29 protein-coding genes and 1 tRNA gene are annotated in these 20,767 nt (G+C 54.5%); 7 read left to right on the forward strand and 23 right to left on the reverse strand.

Features of this window, described 5'->3' with window-relative positions; all coding sequences use genetic code 11:
- The first annotated feature begins 352 nt into the window (after positions 1-352).
- The 7 genes from JSS75_07000 to JSS75_07030 all read left to right on the forward strand — a co-directional run bounded on the left by JSS75_07000 (position 353) and on the right by JSS75_07030 (position 6,567).
- A complete protein-coding gene (locus JSS75_07000) occupies positions 353-1,252 on the forward strand; it encodes a hypothetical protein (protein ID MBS1903431.1) in 900 nt (299 codons plus the stop codon).
- A gap of 240 nt (positions 1,253-1,492) precedes the next feature.
- On the forward strand, positions 1,493-1,702 hold the full coding sequence (locus JSS75_07005) for a hypothetical protein (GenBank protein MBS1903432.1): 210 nt from the start codon (positions 1,493-1,495) through the stop codon (positions 1,700-1,702).
- Between the two features lie 30 nt (positions 1,703-1,732).
- A complete protein-coding gene (locus JSS75_07010; protein ID MBS1903433.1) occupies positions 1,733-2,044 on the forward strand; it encodes a 30S ribosomal protein S18 in 312 nt (103 codons plus the stop codon).
- 18 nt (positions 2,045-2,062) lie between these two features.
- A complete protein-coding gene (gene rpmB / locus JSS75_07015; GenBank protein ID MBS1903434.1) occupies positions 2,063-2,287 on the forward strand; it encodes a 50S ribosomal protein L28 in 225 nt (74 codons plus the stop codon).
- 58 nt (positions 2,288-2,345) lie between these two features.
- Positions 2,346-3,455, forward strand: a complete 1,110-nt coding sequence (locus tag JSS75_07020; GenBank protein ID MBS1903435.1) for a glycosyltransferase family 9 protein — start codon at positions 2,346-2,348, stop codon at positions 3,453-3,455.
- Entirely contained in the window at positions 3,445-5,289 is a 1,845-nt protein-coding gene (locus tag JSS75_07025) for an ABC transporter ATP-binding protein (protein MBS1903436.1), read from the forward strand. Before JSS75_07020 ends, JSS75_07025 begins: the two co-directional genes overlap by 11 nt.
- Before the next feature lie 12 nt (positions 5,290-5,301).
- Complete coding sequence (locus JSS75_07030) at positions 5,302-6,567, forward strand: glycosyltransferase family 9 protein (protein ID MBS1903437.1); 1,266 nt, start codon at positions 5,302-5,304, stop codon at positions 6,565-6,567.
- Here the strand turns inward: JSS75_07030 and JSS75_07035 are convergent.
- The 23 genes from JSS75_07035 to JSS75_07145 form a co-directional block, all read right to left on the reverse strand.
- The gene (locus JSS75_07035) at positions 6,539-7,531 is read right to left on the reverse strand and encodes a site-2 protease family protein (GenBank protein MBS1903438.1); all 993 of its coding nucleotides are present in this window, start codon (positions 7,529-7,531) and stop codon (positions 6,539-6,541) included. The genes JSS75_07030 and JSS75_07035 overlap by 29 nt on opposite strands.
- Positions 7,532-7,546: 15 nt before the next feature.
- Positions 7,547-8,413, reverse strand: coding sequence for a hypothetical protein (locus tag JSS75_07040; protein MBS1903439.1), 867 nt, complete (start codon positions 8,411-8,413; stop codon positions 7,547-7,549).
- Between the two features lie 142 nt (positions 8,414-8,555).
- The gene (locus JSS75_07045; protein MBS1903440.1) at positions 8,556-11,036 is read right to left on the reverse strand and encodes a hypothetical protein; all 2,481 of its coding nucleotides are present in this window, start codon (positions 11,034-11,036) and stop codon (positions 8,556-8,558) included.
- Positions 11,037-11,463: 427 nt separating this feature from the next.
- Entirely contained in the window at positions 11,464-11,724 is a 261-nt protein-coding gene (locus JSS75_07050) for a hypothetical protein (GenBank protein MBS1903441.1), read from the reverse strand.
- 236 nt (positions 11,725-11,960) lie between these two features.
- Complete coding sequence (locus tag JSS75_07055; GenBank protein MBS1903442.1) at positions 11,961-12,524, reverse strand: hypothetical protein; 564 nt, start codon at positions 12,522-12,524, stop codon at positions 11,961-11,963.
- An 87-nt stretch (positions 12,525-12,611) separates the two neighbouring features.
- Positions 12,612-12,839: a hypothetical protein gene (locus tag JSS75_07060; protein MBS1903443.1), complete on the reverse strand. Its 228-nt coding sequence runs from the start codon at positions 12,837-12,839 to the stop codon at positions 12,612-12,614.
- The gene (locus JSS75_07065; protein MBS1903444.1) at positions 12,836-13,105 is read right to left on the reverse strand and encodes a hypothetical protein; all 270 of its coding nucleotides are present in this window, start codon (positions 13,103-13,105) and stop codon (positions 12,836-12,838) included. Before JSS75_07065 ends, JSS75_07060 begins: the two co-directional genes overlap by 4 nt.
- A gap of 6 nt (positions 13,106-13,111) precedes the next feature.
- Complete coding sequence (locus tag JSS75_07070; GenBank protein MBS1903445.1) at positions 13,112-13,417, reverse strand: hypothetical protein; 306 nt, start codon at positions 13,415-13,417, stop codon at positions 13,112-13,114.
- 61 nt (positions 13,418-13,478) lie between these two features.
- A complete protein-coding gene (locus JSS75_07075) occupies positions 13,479-14,159 on the reverse strand; it encodes an SOS response-associated peptidase (GenBank protein MBS1903446.1) in 681 nt (226 codons plus the stop codon).
- Between the two features lie 3 nt (positions 14,160-14,162).
- Complete coding sequence (locus tag JSS75_07080; GenBank protein MBS1903447.1) at positions 14,163-14,315, reverse strand: hypothetical protein; 153 nt, start codon at positions 14,313-14,315, stop codon at positions 14,163-14,165.
- Between the two features lie 426 nt (positions 14,316-14,741).
- Positions 14,742-14,948: a hypothetical protein gene (locus JSS75_07085; GenBank protein ID MBS1903448.1), complete on the reverse strand. Its 207-nt coding sequence runs from the start codon at positions 14,946-14,948 to the stop codon at positions 14,742-14,744.
- Positions 14,949-14,953: 5 nt separating this feature from the next.
- A complete protein-coding gene (locus JSS75_07090) occupies positions 14,954-15,334 on the reverse strand; it encodes a hypothetical protein (protein MBS1903449.1) in 381 nt (126 codons plus the stop codon).
- 13 nt (positions 15,335-15,347) lie between these two features.
- Positions 15,348-16,124, reverse strand: a complete 777-nt coding sequence (locus JSS75_07095; protein ID MBS1903450.1) for a hypothetical protein — start codon at positions 16,122-16,124, stop codon at positions 15,348-15,350.
- Positions 16,124-16,993, reverse strand: a complete 870-nt coding sequence (locus tag JSS75_07100) for a hypothetical protein (protein MBS1903451.1) — start codon at positions 16,991-16,993, stop codon at positions 16,124-16,126. The genes JSS75_07095 and JSS75_07100 overlap by 1 nt, the downstream gene beginning before the upstream one ends.
- Positions 16,994-16,995: 2 nt before the next feature.
- A complete protein-coding gene (locus JSS75_07105) occupies positions 16,996-17,328 on the reverse strand; it encodes a hypothetical protein (protein MBS1903452.1) in 333 nt (110 codons plus the stop codon).
- Positions 17,325-17,798, reverse strand: a complete 474-nt coding sequence (locus tag JSS75_07110; protein ID MBS1903453.1) for a hypothetical protein — start codon at positions 17,796-17,798, stop codon at positions 17,325-17,327. The genes JSS75_07105 and JSS75_07110 overlap by 4 nt, the downstream gene beginning before the upstream one ends.
- Positions 17,798-18,337, reverse strand: coding sequence for a hypothetical protein (locus tag JSS75_07115; GenBank protein ID MBS1903454.1), 540 nt, complete (start codon positions 18,335-18,337; stop codon positions 17,798-17,800). Before JSS75_07115 ends, JSS75_07110 begins: the two co-directional genes overlap by 1 nt.
- Positions 18,338-18,340: 3 nt before the next feature.
- Positions 18,341-18,413 (reverse strand) — tRNA-Met (locus JSS75_07120).
- Positions 18,414-18,452: 39 nt separating this feature from the next.
- Positions 18,453-18,779, reverse strand: a complete 327-nt coding sequence (locus tag JSS75_07125; GenBank protein ID MBS1903455.1) for a hypothetical protein — start codon at positions 18,777-18,779, stop codon at positions 18,453-18,455.
- Positions 18,776-19,090 carry a hypothetical protein gene (locus JSS75_07130; GenBank protein MBS1903456.1) on the reverse strand — a complete coding sequence of 105 codons (315 nt, stop codon included), beginning with the start codon at positions 19,088-19,090 and terminating at the stop codon, positions 18,776-18,778. Before JSS75_07130 ends, JSS75_07125 begins: the two co-directional genes overlap by 4 nt.
- Before the next feature lies 1 nt (position 19,091).
- Positions 19,092-19,796: a hypothetical protein gene (locus tag JSS75_07135; GenBank protein MBS1903457.1), complete on the reverse strand. Its 705-nt coding sequence runs from the start codon at positions 19,794-19,796 to the stop codon at positions 19,092-19,094.
- 19 nt (positions 19,797-19,815) lie between these two features.
- On the reverse strand, positions 19,816-20,370 hold the full coding sequence (locus JSS75_07140) for a hypothetical protein (GenBank protein MBS1903458.1): 555 nt from the start codon (positions 20,368-20,370) through the stop codon (positions 19,816-19,818).
- Positions 20,361-20,639: a hypothetical protein gene (locus JSS75_07145; GenBank protein MBS1903459.1), complete on the reverse strand. Its 279-nt coding sequence runs from the start codon at positions 20,637-20,639 to the stop codon at positions 20,361-20,363. Before JSS75_07145 ends, JSS75_07140 begins: the two co-directional genes overlap by 10 nt.
- Positions 20,640-20,767: the final 128 nt, after the last annotated feature.

The following is a 20,767-nucleotide window of genomic DNA, read 5'->3' on the forward strand; positions in this document are numbered from 1 at the left end:
TTAAATCTCAAGAATAAGGAGTTAGCATATTGACAAAAGAGACATATTTCCGTATATTTGTGACATGAACAATGCGCCCCCGCTCGGGAGACAGATCGTCAGAAAAACGTCCGCTTCGGCGGACGTTTGTGTTTGGGGAAGTTCGGGGACTGTGCAATATTATATCGTTTAATTCTAATGATTTAGACATACCTCTTTTCAAATTCCGGCTCACGGTGCACACGGCACGGCGATGGGTGCGGGGCGCCCCGTGAGGTGCAGGCGTGCAGTGGGCGGTCGGTGGCATGTGAAAATGGGAGCATTGATTACCGAGCGGATTTTGTTGAGACTCGTCAGAAAGGAGTCTGCTCCGATGAGATCTTCTCACGCTGTCGCCTCTCCCCCCGCCTCCGGCAAACGCCACAATCTGTTCGTGCTTGCGTTCAAGCACTTCCCCGAGAAATTCGCCATCGTGACGGTGAGCCTATCATTCTTATCCGCCCCGTTGCTCTACGACCGGTTCGTGCGCGATGGCATCGAGTCCGTCTTCGAGCGCATCCTTCTGACGGGTTGTGTAGTGGTTCTCTTTCCGTTGCTCGCATTGTACCTGGTGATGCTCGCGCGGTCGGCACGCATCCGCCACCGCCTCGAACGCGACGAGGACATACGGATGACGTCGATGTCGCAGGAGATGGATGTGCTCCGAGCACAAGAAGTGAAAGACGAGCAGGAGGTCCTTGCCCTGGAACATCGGGTGCAGGAAGGCGTGACAGCCAGTGATGTGAAGAACAAGATCGAAGACATGCGCTGGGAGTCGCTCAACGAACGCTTGGGAGTGCAGGAACAAGGTGAGCAGTTGCGCACCGACGAATCAGCGGCCCGACACGCGGCTCAGGAAGTGACCGACACCAAAGCCAGCGATGTACGCAGACGGTCGGACGCGCTCAACGAGACCCGCTGGGCCGAACTCTTCGGACGGCTCAACGCGATCGAGGAAGAACATCGTAAGGAGCGCGAGCGCCGAGCCGCGCGGCCGAAGACGGATACACGGTCGTCCGAGATCCCGACCGAGGAGGAGCTGAAACATCAGTACCTGACGCTCTACCAGCGCTACATCAAGCATTCTCCCGGCAAGCACGACTCGGGCACCATCGACGAGATCTCGACGTCGATCCCCGAATCGTGGCTGAAGGATCAGCCGGAGATCGCCTCGAATCCGAATCTGTTCGTCTGGCTGCGGCAGCACAACGAGCGGCACCTGCCAATCTATTAAAGAGTCCGACGACGGTATGGTACTCAGACATCGGTCGTTCGAGCATTCGTTTGTCGGCATCGCGGGTGGTCCCCGGAAGCGGACGGAGTGGTGGGTGTGGTGTGATGATGTTGTGCTGAAGATACTAAATACTGTATTTTTCGCGAACTTTGGGGGACTTGTCGGCGTTTTCAGTGGGCTTTTCGAGGAGTGCGCCCGTTACGGGTGAATAACCTCGTTTTCTAAAAGGAATTACGCGATATGGCAAAGCAACAGACATTCGGCGATAAAACGAAGAAGCAGTCGGTCGAGAAGATCGAGTTCGTGCCGCAGCTCGGCAAGAAGGCGAAGCTCGTTCCTGTACGTTTCATCGGCATCTCGAAGAAGGCCGGTACGAACGGGTATGTGTTCGAGGACCGCATTGCGCGTTTGGCCGAGCCCGAAGGCGGCGGAGACGCGATCATCGTCTGATTACCCGCAATACGATTTTAATCAGGACCAATGGCACCAATCAAGAAAACAACAGGACCGGGCTCGGCACAGGGCCGTCCGGGACAAGGCGGTCGCGGCCAGCAGGGCAACAACAAGCGCGACCCGAATAAGAAGAAGGTCGATCCGCTGAAGCTTCGCGGCATTACGTATCTCGATTATCGGGATATCCGAATCCTCGAGCGTTTCATCAACGATCGCGGCAAGATCCTGCCGAACCGCATCACGGGCGTGAGTGCCAAGGGGCAGCGCACGATCGAGCGTTCGATCAAGCATGCACGTCACCTTGCACTGCTGCCGTTCGTCGCAGCGGGCATGAAATAAGTTGAAAGGATAACGACCATGGCACGAGTTTGTGAATTGACGGGCGTTCGCCCAAAGGCCGGTAACCACGTATCGCACGCGGTTAACCGCACGAAGACCCGTTTCCTTCCGAACCTTCAGACCAAGCGCGTCTGGGATCCGGAGACGGGCCGATTCATCACGATCAAGGCAACGGCGCGCGCATTGCGTACGCTCGACAAGAAGGGCTTTGCAGCCTTCAAAAAGTCGACCGTCAGCCGCTGATCGCGCTTCGAATCTTTGAAAGTCGCTCCTCGTACACGGGGAGCGACTTTTGCATTTTATGGGACGAACACGGAGCAGCCAACTTCTCAAAGACGCCGAGATCGCCATACGGCGAGCATTTATCCGTTGGCTCTCGTCTCGCTCGGAGCCCGAACAGCCGGGCCTCCCGCTCGAACTCGGCGAGACACCGACGATCCTCTTCCTGCGCCAGGATCGCCTCGGCGATGCCATCATTACAACTCCCCTGCTCGTCGCAATGCGCCGCCGCTATCCGCATGCGAAGTTCATCGTGCTCCTCGGAGAGAACAATAAGGACATCGCTCCGCTGCTACCGATCGAAGCCGAGATTGTCATCTATCGCAAGCGGCCGCTGGAAGACATCGAGATGCTTCGGAAACTTCGCCGTCGCACGATCGACGTAGTCGTCGATCTGATGGATAATCCGTCGGCGACATCGTCGATGCTCATTGCCGCGATCGGGGCAAGATATTCGGTCGGCGTCGAAAAAGATAATGCACCGGTTTACAATATCAGAGTGCCGCTGATCGACCGGGGCAAGTACCATATCACCCGGCGGATCGCCGAGCTGCTTCGACCGTTCGGTATCGATCCGGAGACAGTCGACCTGAAAGCGGTCTTGCGAGGCCTGAACGTACAACCGGTTGCCGGCCGCTTCGGATTGAACATCAGTGCCGGTCACCCCGACCGTGAGATGCTGACCTCGACGTTCGCAGGCGTCGCTAAGGCGATCCGTGAGCATGAATGGGCAAACGAAGTAATATTGATGTTCCATCCACGCGACAAGGCTCGGGCTGAAGCTATCGCAGCGGAAGCCGGTACGGGTGGCGTGACGCTCGGGCCGGTCACCAAGAGCTTTCGGGAATTCGCCGAGTTACTCGGCACATGCAAAGTGGTCATTACGCCGGATACGTCGGCAGTGCACGTCTGTTCGGCGCTCGGCATCCCTGTTGTCGCCGCGTATATGCCCATGCCGCCGACGCTGCATTATTGGACGCCGGTCGGTGTTGATTTCGAGATGATCGTACCCAACGCACGCGACCTTACTACTCTGCCGCCGGAGCCGATCATCTCGGCCATCGCGACGCTCGTCGGCCGGTTGCATCACGCCGTGACCACTACCACTAACTCCCCGGCATATGTGGCGTAATTACCGACGGCTGCTGCCATTCGCAAAGCCATTCCGCGGCCGCTTCGCATTTGCGGTCGTATTTAATCTGCTGACGGCGGCAGCGACGACGCTCGTCTTCACCGCGTTGATGCCGGCGATGGCAGTGGTACTCGGCGAGACGTCGCCAACCCAGGGCATGCCCGGCGCCAGTGTCGCCGTCAAGAGCGAGATTCTGCAGTCGTTCAAAGAGTATTTCATGAGAGGGTCGCGGACCGACGCCCTGCTGCGGGTCTGTGTATTCATCTTTATCACCTACCTTCTCAAGAACATCTTCCAGTATACTGCAAACTACTTCATGTCGCTCGTCGAAGGCGGCATGAGCAAACGCTTGCGCGATACGGTCTTCGATAAGCTCACGAGCCTTTCGATCGACTACTTCTACGACCGGAAGATGGGGCATCTTCTTGTGAGGGTGACTGACGATGTCGGTGTCGTGAATGGCATGCTTACATCAAGCATGACGACTTCGGTTCGAGAGCCGTTGCAGATCCTCTCGTTTCTCTACATCCTGCTCTCGACGAACGTCCAGTTAACGCTCGCTGCATTTGCGGCGGCAGCGGCGAGCCTCTTGCTCATTAATGTAATCGGCAAGTCGCTCAAACGATACGCGCACAAGGTGCAGGAAAAGGTCGGTGGGTTTATCGGCGTCGCACAGGAGACAATTGCTGCGATCAAAGTAGTGAAGTCGTTCGGTATGGAGAAGTACGAGTCTGCCCGCTTCCGCGAGGAAACGCAAAAGCATTACAAGTACTCGCGCCGACTGACTCGCATCCGTCAACTCATTTCGCCGATGAACGAGATGATTGCGATTATCGGCTTCATTACAATTCTCTGGGTCGGTGGTAACCAGGTGTTCGCGAAGCAGATGAACGGCAGCGAGGTGATGTTCTTCCTGATCATCATGATCCAGCTCATGCAGCCGGTTCGTGCTCTTTCGGAAGTTGTCGGTAAACTACACGAAGGTTCGGCGGCTTCGGAGAACATCTTTACGGTACTCGATGCAGTGCCGTCAGTCAAGCCGGGCACCCTCCCAGCCCCGAGCGCTCATACGTCTCCGATCGTCTTCGAGAACGTTTCGTTTCAATATCGCAACAGTACGGATCATGCACTCGACGGTATTTCGCTCGAAGTGCGACCGAACGAAGTACTCGCGCTTGTCGGCCCGAGCGGCGCGGGGAAAACGACGTTCGTCGATCTCTTGGCTCGCTTTTACGATCCCACCGGCGGTCGTATCCTGCTCGAAGGAAACAATCTCAAAGAGTATGACCTCGATTCATTGCGTAAGCTCTATGGGATCGTCACACAGGACACCGTCCTCTTTCACGACACAATCTACAATAATATTGCCTATGGCAATAAGAGCGCAACGCGTGAAATGGTCGAGGCAGCCGCAAGAGCCGCAAACGCGCACGACTTTATCGTTGCCTCCCCGGGCGGATACGACACCATGGTCGGTGACCGAGGCGTTCGCCTGAGCGGCGGTCAGCGTCAGCGTATTGCCATCGCTCGCGCCTTGTTGAAAGATCCCCCCATCCTCGTCTTCGACGAAGCCACCAGCGCACTCGATACGGAGAATGAGATGCTCGTACAGGAAGCGATCGAACGTCTGCTCAAAGAACGCACTGCCGTCGTGATCGCCCATCGTCTTTCAACGATTCAGAACGCGGATCGTATCGCCGTTTTCGATTCCGGAAAGATCGTCGAGATGGGTACGCACGAAGAGTTGCTGGCGAACCCGGACGGCGTCTACTACCGTCTGTATAACATCCAAATGCGAGCCGCATCCGAAGGCCTCGTGAACATCCAACCGTAAGTTGTCTCTCGGATGACAGCGAAGAAGCAAACGTATCTCTACAAGCCGCAGAAGGAGTATGTCCAAAAGCCATGGCATAAGCTACTGATCGGACGCATCGAAAAGTATAATAAGATGCTGACGCTTCGGCTCCTCGGCAAATGGCTTCGGATCAAACGACTCAACGCTCCGATGCCACTCGATCAGGTTCGCAGCGTCCTGTTTATTCGCTATGATGCGCTTGGAGATATGATTGTAACGACACCGCTCTGGCGACTGCTTAAGCGACTCAAGCCGTCGATCAAGATTGGGGTAGCAGGAAGTTACAAGAACCTCGATATCCTGCGCTCAGATAACGACATCGATGTTACGTACGACTATTCCGCCGGGTCACTCGCGGAGATCAAAAAGCGTGCAAGAGCTGCGGGGGAGGAAGATTGGGATGTCGTACTTATGTGTAACTTCAACCAGAAGACGCGCAACTCCGTCATTGCCCGTCGCTCCACGAGGCATGGCGTAACCGCCACGGTCGGATCTGAAAACAAGGAAGGACATCAAGCCCTTTTTTCAACGCTTGTGGCTCTCCCCGAAACCGAGCGGCCGATGCTTATGACCGAGCAATTGCAGTACTTGCTGCGCTCAGTCATCGCAATTCCCACAGGTGCCTATGAACGTCCGACAATCAAAATCGACCCGGCAACGGAGCGTGCAACCGTGGTGCGCATCGCCGCACTGCTCGAATCCGAGCAATGCTCGAAATACGTGATCGTCAATACCGATTCACCTGCGTTCAAAAAATGGGGACTCGGAAATAATATTGCCCTCGCCGAACACATCGCCACAACGCATCATGATGTCGTGGTCGTGCTTACTGCGTTGCCGGAGAACGGGAAAGAGATAGAAGAGGCCATAACATCGCTTGGCACTCCACGCATCCATTACGTACAGACCTCGGATATTCACGAAATGTGTACGCTTATCCGTCATTCATCGCTCGTAGTCACGCCCGATACATCGATCGTTCATTTGGCGAGCGCCGAATCGAAGCCGGTTGTTGCATTTTACCTTGCCGCCGGCGAATGGCTCCCATTTGGGATCCCTGCGGAGATATTTCTTCCGTCGAAAGGCGATGCGATCGCGACGATTCCCTTCCCCCTTGTCTGTGACGGTGTGGATCGGATGATGGCGTCACTTACCAACGAATTAGTAGCACACCAACGTATTACCTGGACCGACAGGCCAAGCGAGTTCGAAATTATTACGCTGAATCCTACCGCAAATACAGGGGCGCAGGCGTAAAGCAGAGGCCGAAGATCACAAAGCAGAATACTCCGATCGCGATACGCTTCCCATCAAGCGGTGATTCGTCCATCGTTACCGGATGACGGAAACGGATCACAACGAGAATCATGATTACCCAGGCCGCCCATGTCGATCCTCCATTGATCGCAATTCGCTCAAGCCATGGCATTGATGCAGTCATTGACATCGGCAGCAAGCCCAGCGCCAACTCGGGTAATGAAAGTGCAGCGAGTACGCACACCACTGTGATGCCAACGATCCTATGGATGCGTGGTGAGAATAACCCATACGTAGTGTGTCCGCCGTCAAGCTGACCTACGGGCAGAAGATTTAGCGATGTAACGAACAGTCCGAACCATCCCGCACATAACAACGGATAATGATACATCTCCGTCATCGGCGGTATGTACGATCCAGCAGGGGCAAAGACTTTCTCCATGAACTGATAGAGCAGTGTTTTACCGAATGCAAGGTCGCCACCGGCGGGAAGTGATACCTTCGGATATCCCGGATGGATGTGTTGCAAAAACTCGATTCCCGGCAGGGTCAGAAATCCGACGGCAAGCAACACCAAACACACGATAAACCCTGCGATTGGCCCTGCGACACCGATATCAAAAATGACCTTTCTGCTCGGCAGCTTACTCCGAGTACGGATGACGGCCCCGAAGGTGCCGAAATTCGGCATAATGCCCATCGCCGCACCGGGGAATGGGATGTAAAACGGCAGTGTCGCATCGACCCCGTGTCGACGTGCAGCGATAAAATGACCGAACTCATGCGCCGACAAGAATAGCAGCAGCGCAAGCGAGTATTGCAACCCGTAGCCGATATTTTCCAGATCATTGGGATCATGGCCACTCCAGGCAACGCCGGCAAGCGTGGTCGTGAAGAGCGTAAATACGAACAATCCGATGTGCAGCCAGAGCCGCTGTTTGCCAAGAAAGGTAGAAATGCTCACGAACGGTAGTACGTGTTAGTTACCGAGAAGATTCTTTCCAAGCCGTATGCCCACTTCAACACCACTCTCCTTGCGATCGCCCTTCACGCCGTATCGCGTATAGCCACTATGGTACTCACCGTACACATCAAGCGCTGCGTTCCCTTTTCCTCCTGCGAACCTCGCAACAAGCGCGGCGGCAGGCATCGGGGCGTATGCTCCGGCACAATCAGAAAGCGACAGAAACAATTGATTCTCATCATGAGCGCCGAAACGAAGCGGGACAAATTCCATCGATGCAAGAAATTGCACGGGAGCCTCGACAATTGTCACCTGGTGAAAGACCCACCGTGCACCGATCGTACCCCGAAACACGAACGAACGCCCCCATGACCACTCCCCAAGCGACGTTTCAAGAGAGACAAATTCCCTGCTATATCTGCTGCTCGATCCCCCCACAATACTATCTTTCACCCCGTCAACCCAGTGCGAGGAAATATGGCTAATACGAGCACGCATCGGGTATACGAGATCTCCGACACGGATTGGGAATATACTATAGAGACCGAAGAAGTAATCCGCGGTTTCGACTGGAAACCGAAAATCACTGAGAGATTTGAGACCACTCCAGATCAGGCATTCTGCGCCAATGGATGTCTCGCCGATGAGAAGCGTTCGCCCCCCGAACCCAGCCTCGAGCCGCAGATAGTGCGGGTTAGCATCATAGACTGTTCCAAAACGATTTGGCTCGAGAAACGAGCCGAACATTGGGGTCCACTCGCCGAGCGTACTTGTGGCTGCAATACTTGACGAATCGGGTGTCTTGGCAGAAGGTTGTGCGAGTGTACTGCTGCCGAGAATGCAGATTAGCACACACATGGTGATGAGCGGTAGGAATTTCACGGCCTGTATAAACAAAAAACATCCGCAACGGTGCGGGTAAATTACGATATAGATACTATCTAAAAAAGCAGGGCTCTCCATTCCCGTAGTGGAATGGAGAGCCCCACAAACCTTGTGAACTCTCTTTCTCGACTCGTTTGAGTTAGTTTGTTACATCAGCAGTATGGACGCGTGCAACCCAGCGTACTGTGCCCGGCACACCTGCGAAATCCTGTACCTGAATGCGAAGCGTGGTACCCACGGCAATCAAGGTGACCGCTCCTGTACCAAAGCCATTCACATACGTCGTAACGGGCGAACTGGCGATCGTGACGACCGCGCCCGAACGTGTTGCATTTCCTTCGACAATATAGGATGCCGAGTTGCCAAATCCACCTGTTGCATCACGTGCGGTGACAAGGATACGGAAAGTAATGCTCTGATTGGGAGCAAGGCTCAGCTCAGTTCCAGCACCATCAAGTGCCAGATTCTTGATCGGGTTGGCTGCATCGGTAGTCGTACGTTCAACGTACATTGACGTCTGAGCATCACCCTGAGCGGCAAATCCGCCAGCCGAATGTGCAACTTGACCGTACTGCCAGCTCTGCGCCATGAATCCTGATGCAACCGAATAGGTAGCACCGAGCACCGTCTGGTTCGCAGCACCGCCGACAATGGTCGAAACATCACCGTCAGCATTATTTCCACGTCCGCCACCAATTACAGCATGCGACGCATTGGCCGTTGTAACGTTTCCGCGACCGCCGCCGATAAACGAGTGCATCATTGTCGCGGTATTCGCCTCACCACCTGCGACGGTGGTACCGTCACCAAGTGCCTGGTTATTGTCGCCACCACCGACGGTTTGCGTGATATCTGCAGGATTTCCATTACCGGCACGATTCATACGCCCACCGCCAACCGTTGCGAACTGACCATCGACAATGTTGCTTTGTCCACCGCTGATCGTCCCATGGTTTGCACCGACGGTAGTTGTGTTGCTCAATCCACCGCCGATAAATGAATGCATGTCGTTCGCCGTATTGCCTTCGCCACCGGCGATCGTCGCCCCGTCGCCAAGTGCCTTGTTATTATCGCCGCCGCCAACGGTTTGCGTGATGTTACCGGCAATACCATTGCCTGCACGGTTCATGCGCCCGCCGCCGACCGTACCGAACTGACCATCAACAATATTGTTTTGGCCGCCGCCGATCGTCGCGTGGTTTGCACCGACATTCGTCGTGTTGCCGATACCACCGCCGATAGAGGAGTGTGTATCGTTTGCCGTATTGCCTTCACCGCCAGCGATCGTCGTTCCGTCGCCAAGCGCTTGGTTATTATCACCGCCACCGACGGTTTGTGTAATGTTCGCCCCGATACCGTTACCGGCACGGTTCATCCGACCGCCGCCAACGACAGCAAAATTACCATCGGTGATATTTCCTTGACCGCCGCCGATCGCAGAATGCGTCGCACCGGGATTTGTCATATTGCCAAAACCGCCGCCGATATACGAGTGCATATCCGTAGCCGTATTTCCTTCACCACCGCAGATCGCCGTCCCGTCACCTAAGGCCTGGTTATTCTCACCACCACCAACAGTCTGGGTGATGCCGGGGCCGCCGACTATACCGGCAGTGTTATTCTTTCCACCACCGACGATCGCCCAGTCGTTGATCGCACGGTTACCATCGCCGCCGCCGACCGTCGTTTCGGTACCGATTGCTTTGTTTGGCCCTGCAGCACCGGCACAATCGATGCCGCCACCGCCGACAAACGAACCGCATCCGCTCGCGACGTTATTGCCGCCGCCGCCGATCGTCGCATAGATACCGGAAGCGGTGTTCCCTGTGCCGCCTCCAATGAATGTGAAATCGGCCGTGTTTGTATTGGCCTGTCCTCCTCCAATCGTGGAGAAATTCAGTGGTGCAGCGCCATTAAGAGTAGTGTTGGCCGCACCACCTCCGATGAAGTTGGTATTGCCCGGTCCGCCGCCGTCATTGTTCGTCCCGATCGGATTGAACGCGATACCTTGCGCATGTGCAGTACCGATGCCTGAAGCACCTGAGATACCGACAGAGAGGCTATTCGTCATATCGTCGTACTTCAGATCGATCCCATCACCGCTGCGCAGGTTCAACGCGCCGCCTTTGGTGGTGATCGTCGTACCATTGACGCTGATACTCCCGACGTAATCGGTCGCCAGCTTCTTGGCCGTGATCGAATTGTCAGCGACATTCAACGCATAGGGTACTGAGGCAAGTGGAGTCAGCGGGCGAAGTTCTTCGCCGCTGCCGACCGTGACGCCAAGCCAAAGCTGCTTATCGAGCATACTGAGCTTCGGTAATGCCGATGAGCCGCTGCCAAGCTGCACGGAGAAAACCCCGCCCTGTACGTGCGCTGTGTACGAATCTCTCCAAATGAAGTTCGACCCGTTCGGATCGACGTAGAGTGTCGTGGTGATGGCGTAGTCGCCGTCGGGGACGTGTTGCCCGTTCGACGAATTGAGCACACCTTGATATGTGATCGTGGGAGATGCCACGGCGGATGTCGCTGGGGTCTGCGCGTTAACGGTGCCGGCAAACAGCATCGCCGCAACAACCAGCAAAGCACATCCACGAGTGATGGTAGTTCTGGTATTCATGATTATTAACGTTGGTAAGTTAATCTGTTAATTGATAAAGAAACGAGAAGCATACAGCACGTGCATGAGTGGATGCACGACTGTATGAATGCAATATAAACCGTCGCATGAAATTTTCGCCCCTCAAAAACCTCACGAAACTGTATAGAATGAAGATTTAATAAGTCGATCGGCAAATTAAACCTGAATCAGACCTTTTTGCGAGCAACCAATTACTAAACAACTACCATCAAATAGAAACACCCGTCATGCAGACATGACGGGTGTTGTGTTCCACAGCTCCTGAGGTAGTAGTCTCGGAGTTCATTTTGAAGCAGAAATGCCGCTTTTTGGTATTGGAATCGCGGTTATTGGGTCAACGTCAGGTGCCGTTTTGTACCGTGTTCGGGGACAGAGCAGGGACAGAAATCGATCTGTAATCGCTCTATTACGGATTACAGGCACCACTTGCGTCGGGCGTATAGCCTGCATTGATCGCTTCCTGCCGAGTGCTGAATGTGATCCAGTTCGATCCGGTCCCAACGTATCGGCAATTCGGTAGATGGAATACCTTTGTGGACTTGTTGCCATAGTATGAAACCGTACCGTTTCCATTCGAGCCGTTATCGGTGTTCGTGGTGGATGAGCACCCGCCAACTACAGCTCCGAGTAGAATACCGAATGCGAAGATTCTGAGTGACTTTCTCATCGGGGAGCCCTCCGCTTATGTGCGCTCACGACAGTGCCGTCCTTGCGCTTATACGATCGAACCGAAACGGTCTTATTCCCTTTTGACTTCGAGCTCGAATGGTACGATGAATGACTTCGACCGGAGCTCCGATGACCACCGCGGGCCGGAGAAAGAAGAGGCGGTAGCATCATCAATGCTACCAACAATGCAATGATTGTCTTTTTCATGGATGAATTAGGTTGATGAATGACACTCTATTGGATAATGAGCACCGGGTGTACCTCTACGCCGTTCACGGCCACTCCACGCTGCCCATGGATGAAGTCAAAGAACCGAACGCCTCGCACCGTGACGGCGACGTCGCACGTCTTGAACGAGCTCGTTGGATTGCCGACATGGTCCTTGATCCATTGCGCGGCCGTCGCATACTGTCCTGCATGCGATGTGCGGTTCGCCGGTGAACACGTAGCCGACGGGATCTCGGCGATCATAGTCTGGCCCGAGTCGTCTTGCAGCACCAGGTGAAGATCTCCATCATCCTCCCGCTTGTACGACGTGAGGTGCGCGCTAACCTCTATGACGTCACGCTCGATCTGCAGGCGCGAGTCCGGACTTGTGGGTTTCGGTATTGCGATCTCAGCTGCAACTGTGCTCGGGTGAATCGTAGCGAAGTCTATGAGCGACGTATCGGCATCGGCCAGACTCTTCACATGCCATCGTTCGGTACCGCATTCGGCGGTGTCCGTTGGCTGGGTTGTGGTTTGCGTTGCGCTCGAGCAGGATAATAGCGCGGCGATGACGATTGCAATGGGGAGCATTGATCTCATAGTTGACTAAGTAACACTACGAATATACAACAATTCTATTCGTATGTTAGCGTCAGGAAGTGGCGGGTGGCGAAGTAGCTATTTTGTCAGCGCAATGATCACGTTCACAACAGCCGAAAACGCGGAAATGCAAGTAGCAACAATCAGCCAGAGAGTCATCTCTTGATTCTCGCGAGCGAGCCGATCACTTGCCCTCCTATTCAATTCATTCTCCAAGCCGTTGAGATTGTAACCTGCTACGGTCTGCATGTTGGCGTCGATAATCTCCTGAATTTCATCGTCCGTCAGTTGCCGTATGCTCTTCATACCGCTTTGAAATATAGCTTCGTGATGTTCTTCTTTTTGAAATAAGCGACTCGCCAGAGCTTCGCCGGTATCTTCTCCACATCAGTCCCTTCCGGCGATATCGTGTACTCACCCTTGCTGTAATCCATACGCCTGTCCCCGGGCTGACTGATCGTCATGCTTGCGAACCTCTCAGTGATTGGACGATTCTGGACGGGCCTCGCCATCGTTGCGAAGCTGATCTCTTTGGCGACGGCAAGTGAACCGATATTCGTGCTGTACGTCATGCCCTTTCAACCCCCATCCCACCGAAAGGATTCACGGCGATTGTACGCTAACGCTGCTCGGTCTACGAGGTCTGCGAGCTGCTGTAGCGTGTCGAAATCCACCTCTGCGGAGCGTATCACATTGCGACACATCGCACAGGCCGTGAAGTGGTTCTCGAATGACATTGTCCCCTTGCCCCCGCAGCGAGGACAACGCTCCACCGGGTTCACGGTGACGGTGCCGAAGCCCATGATATAGAGCTTGACCGGCTCGGATTCGTAGAATGCCGTTTTCTCGTGGAATCTGAGAACATGGCCGTTATAGAATGACATAGGTGCCCCTGATTGAAATTGCTATCAACGAGGCAACCCACAGGCACCAGGTGCCGAGTTCCTACGCGGCGACTCGATCGATCAAATGCGGGTCTTCGTATCCAGCTCTACCGACCGCTTTATCTACTGCATAGATATCGAGGTAACTCCGATCACATGGATGCAGCATTGATGTCACCATTTCGAGCGGCGTATCGGGAGCGAGCCACTGTTCTTGTTCATCCGGCGTAACAATCATCGGCATGCGGTCGTGGTAGTCTTTTGTGACCTCGTTCGGATGCGTGGTAATAATCGTGCATGTCGTAATTACCTCGCCACCGTCGAGAACGGTTTCACCCCAAAGTCCGGCCAGTGCAATTAACTCGGCATGCGCGGCGTGGAAATAATATGGCTGCTTATCCTTCGCATTGAGTTTTTTCCATTCATAATATCCGGCAACTGGGATAATACAGCGGTGCTTCTTCATGGCCGGGGCATACATCCGGCTCATGAGGATCTTATCGTCGCGGGCATTGAACGTTGCGAACTTGAAATCCTTGGGGTCACCGATACGAGGCGGCAGCAGACCCCAACGCATCATCCGTGCTTCGCGGTCACCATTTGGATCCTCGATAATGCCACAGATTCTCGTCGTTGGCGATACATTGTACCGGGCATATTCCTGGATGTCGGCAAACTTCTTCACGCCATACTCGCGGCTGAGCTGCTCCCGGTCAATAAGCTGAACTACGCGTCCGCACATAGCTTACTCGGCTTTGAATCCATTCTCAGCGAGAACGCTACGAATCGCGTCTTCCGGCATATTGTGTTCATCGAACTGTATCTCGATGTGCTGTTCGTCAACCCGGTCAATGTTGATCTCACCCTCGGATGGTAAGCGTTCGGATAGACGGTGCACATCATCGTAGAATGTGGCTTGGTTCGGTATGGCAGCGATAATTATCATGTACAAATATAAGAAGCCCACGAACAAAAGTTTAGGTGATAACTGTCATTCGTGCGCCAGACCGTCGCGGATTGCACTTCTTACTCCAATATAGTGAATGTGCATTTCTCGTGCATAATGTAAAGTAATAGTGCATTTTGGAATCATATTGTACAGTGATGGCGGCGACTTGGAAGACTTGGAAATCGCGACAGTCTCAATGCGCCCTGAATTTAATTCGTGAAATAAGAACTCATTGAGCTACAGCAACTTACGGAAGGGTACACATTACTCGTGAAATAAAGAGGCCCGACGCTGTTGAACGTCGGGCCTCGCCACGGGATACAAGCTACTAACACTGGATGGTTGGTAGTTGTAGTTGCTGTGAGCGGTGAGAGATTAGCCGCTCCGGGTTGAATCGGAGGTAACTCGTTCGAGGATTTCGACGAATGCCTGCTTTCGAGCCGTGAGGCGTTCGATTGCAAGCTCATCCTGCATGGCATTGCCTTCCGCGCCGCTTGGGTTCGTCAGCGCCGGGGATTCGGCTTTGAGGGCTTCATTGCAGATCGCAATTTCAGCCCTCAGGTATTCGGATAAATTATCCATACTCGTTACGCGATCGGCAGGAGTTCGACAATCACCGTGATATCGAGCGCAGTACCCGAATCGGGGCTCACAACTACCGCCTCGACCTCTTTGCCCGCCTCGATCACGCCCGTGCCATTGACGAGATAGATCACCGGGTTATCCGGGTTGTCGAGGTTCGAGTAACGTTGGTCGGCAGCAGTGAACGGGATAGTACCCGATGCATAATTCTTACTATCGGCCTGAATGCGAAACAGCATATCGCCGTTCGGAGAGGTCGCTGTATCGGAGAGTACGGTAACACTTTTCAGAACACAGTCCTGATCGAGCGTACCGAGTGCGGTCGAGCCGTTTGTTGTGCCGGAAATGCCGCGTTTGACGAGATGGATTGGATTGCTAATGGTCATTGTATTAGATTGATTAGTGAAGTCGTTGTGCAGAAAAAAATGAGTTTGCTCCCACACCGGCCTCGTTGCCGTCGAGACTCTTCATGCGTAGCGCGAGTGTACCTGCATTTGATCCGTTGCGAATCAAACCTGATACGACATATAGATATGTACTACCAGCCTCAACCGTAGGTGTGAATGCCGCATCATAGGCGCCTATTCGTTTCACCGATACGGTCGAATTAAGTTGCACGAGCGTTGCGCTGATTGCCGTAGGCGATGTAGGACCGTTTACAGCCAGCTGACAATTCGTGACATTGACGTTTGCGCCAATAATGATGAATCGGAATTCCCAGACCTCATTCGCGCCGACGGAAAACGTCATGCCCGTTACATCGACGAAGGAAGTGCTGAACGTCGTTACATCGGCGGTGAGGTAATTACCTGATCCACTCCATGCGGGGATACCTCCGAATACCGATAGTATTTGGCCCGTAGAGCCTATCCCGAGTTTTGACAGCGTATTCGATGCGGAAGCATAGAGTAGATCGCCGGTCGTGTAGGTTGATTGATTGGTGCCGCCATAGGCTTCCGAGATTTTAGTCGCATTCCAGATGCCGGTTGTCACCGTGCCAAGCCCCGTAATAGTTGTTGTGGCTGCCCACGACGTGTTCGTGCCGTCCGTCGTGAGGTACTTACCACTGTTGCCCGTTTGTGAAGGGACGAGTTTCGTGTTCGCCACGCCGGAGACACCCGACGTTTGAGCGAACGATGCGGAAGCAAGCAGAAGAATGATCGCGAGGACTTTCATCAATTCACTGTCAGATTACCGGCTGCCGAGACGACATACCAGAGATTATTCGTGCCGTCGTTCTTCTGAAATACAACGTCGACCGCATCGCCGGAGCCTGTGGACTGGATGTATCCGCCAGTCCCTGCTGTCGTGACCAGAGAACCCCAGTATATCTTTGTCGTTGCGGGCTGTGCGAGTTTCCATCCTGTGTTCTGTGTGGGATCGACACAGAGCGCTACATGCTGTCCGATCGTGGGGGACGTCGGAAGCGTTACGACGCATCGAGTGGAGGTCTTATTCGTGAAGTAGAAGTTGCCCGCCGTTGCGGTTTGATCCGCAGTTATCGTCGAGTACGTGTAACCGCCCGATGGAGCCTGAAACGACGGTGCGGCTGAAGAGCCGTTCGACGTGAGTACCCACCCTGCGGTTGATAGTCCAGTTGATGCGCTCTGGAATGCTCCGGTTGACGTTGTGCCCGCAAGGACGGGAGCGTAGGCCGTGAATGAACCCGCACCTGTTCCGCCTTGAGCGACCGTTACGAGTGCGTTATCTGTGAGTATCGTCGCACTGGCGTTCGGAAGCGTGAACGTCTTTTCAGAAGTCGTCGGGCCGGAGAACTTCGTGAACCCGTTGCCCGTACCTCCATAGCCCGAAGTAATGATCGTCCCGTTCCAGACGCCGGTCGAGATCGTGCCGAGCGTCGTAATGTTCGCCGAGCCCGCCCACGTCGAAATAGCGGTATTCTCCACGAGATTCAGCGACAGATCGGTCTTGATCTGGGTATAGGTTCGTCCGCCCAAACCTGTCGTCTGCGCGAACGCAGGCAACGCATCGCAGGATATGAATGCACTCAGAACAGAGAGTAGAAAATAGAGATAGCGTTTCATGGTCAGTGTTTCAGAAGTAAAAGGGTTGTCAGTGATAGTACCACGCCGGCGAGAATACCGATCGCGAGTGTTCGTGGTCGTTGCGCGTCTTCGCGTAGTTGGTTAAAGTGCTCGAACAGTTCATGGTCGACGATGCGGCGTTCATACACCGAATCAGTTGCCGCATGGAATCGGATCGCATCGGCGTACCGCTCGCGCTGCGACCAGAGCGACATCGACAGGACGGCGTTCTCCGTGCGCAGTGCCGCAATCGCCGAATCCTTCGCAACATCAGACGAATCGCACTGTGCAAAGCAGGGTGATACAAAGAGCAGTATGAATATCAGGATCCTCATGGTATCGTTTGGTATGCGTTCGCCGACAGGACGAGGAAGCGAATGTTGTCCTCGATACAGAGGAGTAGGATATTCCCGTACCGGTCGCTACTCTCGATCACCGTGGTATTATCATACTCGTTGCCGTTATATTCGACGAACTGCCCGGCACCGATCGTCAGACTCCACCCTCCGATCGAACGACCGTAGATGTTTAGCTTCTGCCCGGCAGCGATCGTCGTCGGCAGCGTGAATACGATCCGATGCGCACCGCCGGCATTGCAGAGGTACTCGGTATCCGGACTCATGACCGTATCGCTTGCAACGGTCGAGAATGTCAGACCTCCGTCACGGCCATCACGTCCGGCTGGGCCTTGCATTTCGAGGATGACCACCAACGTCTCCGTCAGTTGGGAGATCGACACAAGCGGAGCATCGTCGACGAAGATCGTCGGTTGCTCACTCGTGAAGTTGATGATCGTATCTGGCATTACTGCGCGTCGAAAGGAACGTAGGCGTACTTCGTGTCCAAGCCGTTGACATATTTGATTCGGATGTAGTTAGTCCCGCGGCTGAGCTTCGTGCTATCCAGATCGAATGAATACGAAAAGCGGAAGCGGTCGAGCGTCGTACCCCAATCCGGTGTGATCGCGATTAGGCTCTCGGCGTCTTTGGATGCATACTGGCACACATCCACAGTCACCATAAAGCTCGTAGCGTCGATGCAGGTATAGAACTTCCCTACCTGTCCTGTTGCCGCAATCCCCTGTACGCCATTAAGCGATACGGTCTTCGAGTCCACAACCGTAATCGTCTGATTGCCGAGCACTGCCGGATTATCAGGTATGCCGACGAGATAGACGTTCTGTCCGGTCGTGAGCTGATGCGGATACTTGAACGTGACCTTTGCCGGATTCTCGGCCGTCGTGCCTGTGATCGGGTTAACGCCCGAACCCGGTACGATAAGCTCCGCTGCCAGCTGCCATGTGCCGCTAAGAGTCTCTCCGAATCGTTTTGTGATGCTTCCCATAAGTAACGGGGGAAGGATTTGAACCTTCAACCTTCGGCGTATGAAGCCGACGAGCTACCAATTGCTCCACCCCGCGAACGATCGACTGCCTGCCTATCGCCCAATCTTTGCCACCTCAAGCGGAAGCAGACAGCGACGCCGGCGGACCGCCCGCCGACAAAATCTGATCGAGTTTATTTTCGATCGAAGCCATCCGACGTTGCCATAGCAGATTGCGAATGTCGCCGTCGGCTTTCATATCCCGCAAGAACATGCTCAGTGCTTCCGGCTCTTTGAGACTCTCCGATGTATCGGTTCGCTCAAGCGTGAAATACGATTTGTTCTTGCGAAGCTGTTCAAAGAGGAATTCCGGATCGACGGTGAGCGAATGCCGAAGCTCGTCCGCCGTGATGTGCAGACGAGCCGCGAGCCCTTCGTAGTCGATGCGGAAGATGGCGATCATTGACCGACGCCGAGTGCAGACGTAATCTCGTCGCCGATCGCGCCCGATAGGATCTCGAGCGTATCGCCCGCGACGTCCGAGCCTTTGGCCTTGGCCGCTTCGACGAATGTCTTGAGTCCGGCGACACCGTCCTTGTAGAGATCGCTCTTCTCGGCGGCCGGCATTTCGGAATCCGACCACACGGCGAGCGTTGCACCGCCGAGTTTGACCATCGCGCCGACTTCCTCTTCAATGAATGGAAGCGTCTTCTCGGCGGTACGCTTGGCAATCGCAGCGAAGATGCTTTGCAGAAATATGACGATCGGATTCATATTAGTATGCTCCTTTGGCTGATGAAATAATGGCATCGAGTAGGTCACGCTTGTGGCCGTAGAAGCCACGGGAATAGGTGTCCAGTGAATCACCGGCTCGGGTGGCGTTGATGCTCCCGTAGAAGTATCCGAGTACTTTGGCATCATTGCCCGTAATACTAGCAAACGCGGAATCGGATGTAGCGTAAAACGAGGAGGAGAACGGAGCCCCCTGTGCCTTGCCGTCATAGTACTGATGCACTCGGGCCTGTTCGTTCGTCACTGCCTCTTTGGTGAGCTTGCGTGTTCCGCCGCATGCCGCAAGCGCAAATCCGATAGCAACAGCAAGCAGGATCGGGACTGTCTTGTTGATCTTTTGCCCGAAGTTCTTATCGAGGAATGCGATTGCCCATTGAAGCGTGTTTTCGTCCTTGTCGATGAGCGCAATAGCGATCGTCGCACCGCCACTGATGACGAGCCACCATACCGGCGCAAGCGTGAAATGGATCGTGACGCTTAGCAGCCAGACGATGCCAGGGATGAACGAGGTGATCGTCGCAAATACGGCATCGGCGCTCTTAGCGAAGCCGTTGGTGACGATACCCGTAATACCGATGCCAAGGGCAGACACGGCCGCCTGGTCGCTGGTGGTAAACGGGATGTTCAGTTGCGGCGCCACTAACGCAAAGAGCGTTACGAGGTAGCCGATGATCTTCGATGCGGTCATAGTTGATCCTTTCTCGTGGTTATGATTTTGATTCTCCAAGCAGAAGTGTTTGAAGGTCTTTCACGCGGTTCAGCCATCCGTCGAGGAAGCGTTCGAGCCCACGGTTGCGGGTGCACAGCTGCGCGTAATGGGCTGAACGGGCACGTAGGAGTGATGCAACGAGCATGTTCTGTCCGAACTCGTCGATCTCGTTGTTCACGGCAACGATCGACTTCGGACCGAGAATGCCGTCGGCGTCGACGTCCACAAGGTTCTGCAAGGACCGCACGGCCGCGCCGACGCCGCAGTTCGCGGCGAAGTCGAACAGGGCCGTTGCGAGCTTGTCGGGAAGCTGATCACAACGGGATGCAATCCAATACGACGCATAGTAAATTGCCCGCAGCTCGTCATCCGTGATCTGACGTACCGATTGCTCGGGAAGATTCTGATGAAAGCGCCATGTGGAATAGACCTCCTGCGTGATGCCCTTCATCGTAGCGCCGCCGGGATCCTTCGGGTCGTTCGACCATCCGCCTTCCCACTTCAGAGTGAAGGCGAGCGAGTCGAGGAATATCTGAGGATAGGTTAGTGCCATGTGCGGCCTTGGCGAAATTCTGCGCGCTGCGCGGTAGCGATGGTATCGACGCGGGAGTTCGTCGCTGTCAGATCATGCCGCAGGCTGTCGATGCGCGAGTGTGCGGTCTTGATCTGCTTCGGCGCATCCCATACTTCATGTACACCCGTCCAGAAAAAGACGAGCATGGTAAAAGCCAGATGCTCGACGATCAAACCGGCAACGCCGATTCCAACGCCTTTCCAAAACCCGCGTTTGCTGAGAATATAGGAGTCGTTGGTCTTGGTCATGGACGTTCGCGGATTAGGGTGAACGACGATAGGCCGCGCGTAGCGGTGTGGTGAAGATCGTTGCGGGATGTGCGGCCATCAGCCGGTCGGCTATGGCTTATATTCAGTTGTAAGTGCAGTGCATCCAT

Source organism: Bacteroidota bacterium (assembly GCA_018266755.1).
In the GTDB taxonomy this organism is placed as follows: Bacteria; Bacteroidota; Ignavibacteria; order Palsa-1295; family Palsa-1295; genus JAFDZW01.

Bases quoted from the DNA above. Each gene is read 5' to 3' on its own strand.
- JSS75_07065 (MBS1903444.1), bottom strand. From the start codon at position 13,105: ATGACGTACAGCACGAATATCGGTTCACTTGCCGTCGCCAAAGAGATC.
- JSS75_07020 (MBS1903435.1), top strand. From the start codon at position 2,346: ATGGGACGAACACGGAGCAGCCAACTTCTCAAAGACGCCGAGATCGCC.
- JSS75_07125 (MBS1903455.1), bottom strand. From the start codon at position 18,779: ATGATCGCCATCTTCCGCATCGACTACGAAGGGCTCGCGGCTCGTCTG.
- rpmB (MBS1903434.1), top strand. From the start codon at position 2,063: ATGGCACGAGTTTGTGAATTGACGGGCGTTCGCCCAAAGGCCGGTAAC.
- JSS75_07070 (MBS1903445.1), bottom strand. From the start codon at position 13,417: ATGTCATTCTATAACGGCCATGTTCTCAGATTCCACGAGAAAACGGCA.
- JSS75_07140 (MBS1903458.1), bottom strand. From the start codon at position 20,370: ATGGCACTAACCTATCCTCAGATATTCCTCGACTCGCTCGCCTTCACT.
- JSS75_07000 (MBS1903431.1), top strand. From the start codon at position 353: ATGAGATCTTCTCACGCTGTCGCCTCTCCCCCCGCCTCCGGCAAACGC.
- JSS75_07030 (MBS1903437.1), top strand. From the start codon at position 5,302: ATGACAGCGAAGAAGCAAACGTATCTCTACAAGCCGCAGAAGGAGTAT.
- JSS75_07110 (MBS1903453.1), bottom strand. From the start codon at position 17,798: ATGCCAGATACGATCATCAACTTCACGAGTGAGCAACCGACGATCTTC.
- JSS75_07115 (MBS1903454.1), bottom strand. From the start codon at position 18,337: ATGGGAAGCATCACAAAACGATTCGGAGAGACTCTTAGCGGCACATGG.
- JSS75_07075 (MBS1903446.1), bottom strand. From the start codon at position 14,159: ATGTGCGGACGCGTAGTTCAGCTTATTGACCGGGAGCAGCTCAGCCGC.
- JSS75_07100 (MBS1903451.1), bottom strand. From the start codon at position 16,993: ATGAAACGCTATCTCTATTTTCTACTCTCTGTTCTGAGTGCATTCATA.
- JSS75_07060 (MBS1903443.1), bottom strand. From the start codon at position 12,839: ATGAAGAGCATACGGCAACTGACGGACGATGAAATTCAGGAGATTATC.
- JSS75_07050 (MBS1903441.1), bottom strand. From the start codon at position 11,724: ATGAGAAAGTCACTCAGAATCTTCGCATTCGGTATTCTACTCGGAGCT.
- JSS75_07025 (MBS1903436.1), top strand. From the start codon at position 3,445: ATGTGGCGTAATTACCGACGGCTGCTGCCATTCGCAAAGCCATTCCGC.
- JSS75_07135 (MBS1903457.1), bottom strand. From the start codon at position 19,796: ATGACCGCATCGAAGATCATCGGCTACCTCGTAACGCTCTTTGCGTTA.
- JSS75_07055 (MBS1903442.1), bottom strand. From the start codon at position 12,524: ATGCTCCCCATTGCAATCGTCATCGCCGCGCTATTATCCTGCTCGAGC.
- JSS75_07005 (MBS1903432.1), top strand. From the start codon at position 1,493: ATGGCAAAGCAACAGACATTCGGCGATAAAACGAAGAAGCAGTCGGTC.
- JSS75_07105 (MBS1903452.1), bottom strand. From the start codon at position 17,328: ATGAGGATCCTGATATTCATACTGCTCTTTGTATCACCCTGCTTTGCA.
- JSS75_07010 (MBS1903433.1), top strand. From the start codon at position 1,733: ATGGCACCAATCAAGAAAACAACAGGACCGGGCTCGGCACAGGGCCGT.
- JSS75_07095 (MBS1903450.1), bottom strand. From the start codon at position 16,124: ATGAAAGTCCTCGCGATCATTCTTCTGCTTGCTTCCGCATCGTTCGCT.
- JSS75_07090 (MBS1903449.1), bottom strand. From the start codon at position 15,334: ATGACCATTAGCAATCCAATCCATCTCGTCAAACGCGGCATTTCCGGC.
- JSS75_07085 (MBS1903448.1), bottom strand. From the start codon at position 14,948: ATGGATAATTTATCCGAATACCTGAGGGCTGAAATTGCGATCTGCAAT.
- JSS75_07145 (MBS1903459.1), bottom strand. From the start codon at position 20,639: ATGACCAAGACCAACGACTCCTATATTCTCAGCAAACGCGGGTTTTGG.
- JSS75_07130 (MBS1903456.1), bottom strand. From the start codon at position 19,090: ATGAATCCGATCGTCATATTTCTGCAAAGCATCTTCGCTGCGATTGCC.
- JSS75_07045 (MBS1903440.1), bottom strand. From the start codon at position 11,036: ATGAATACCAGAACTACCATCACTCGTGGATGTGCTTTGCTGGTTGTT.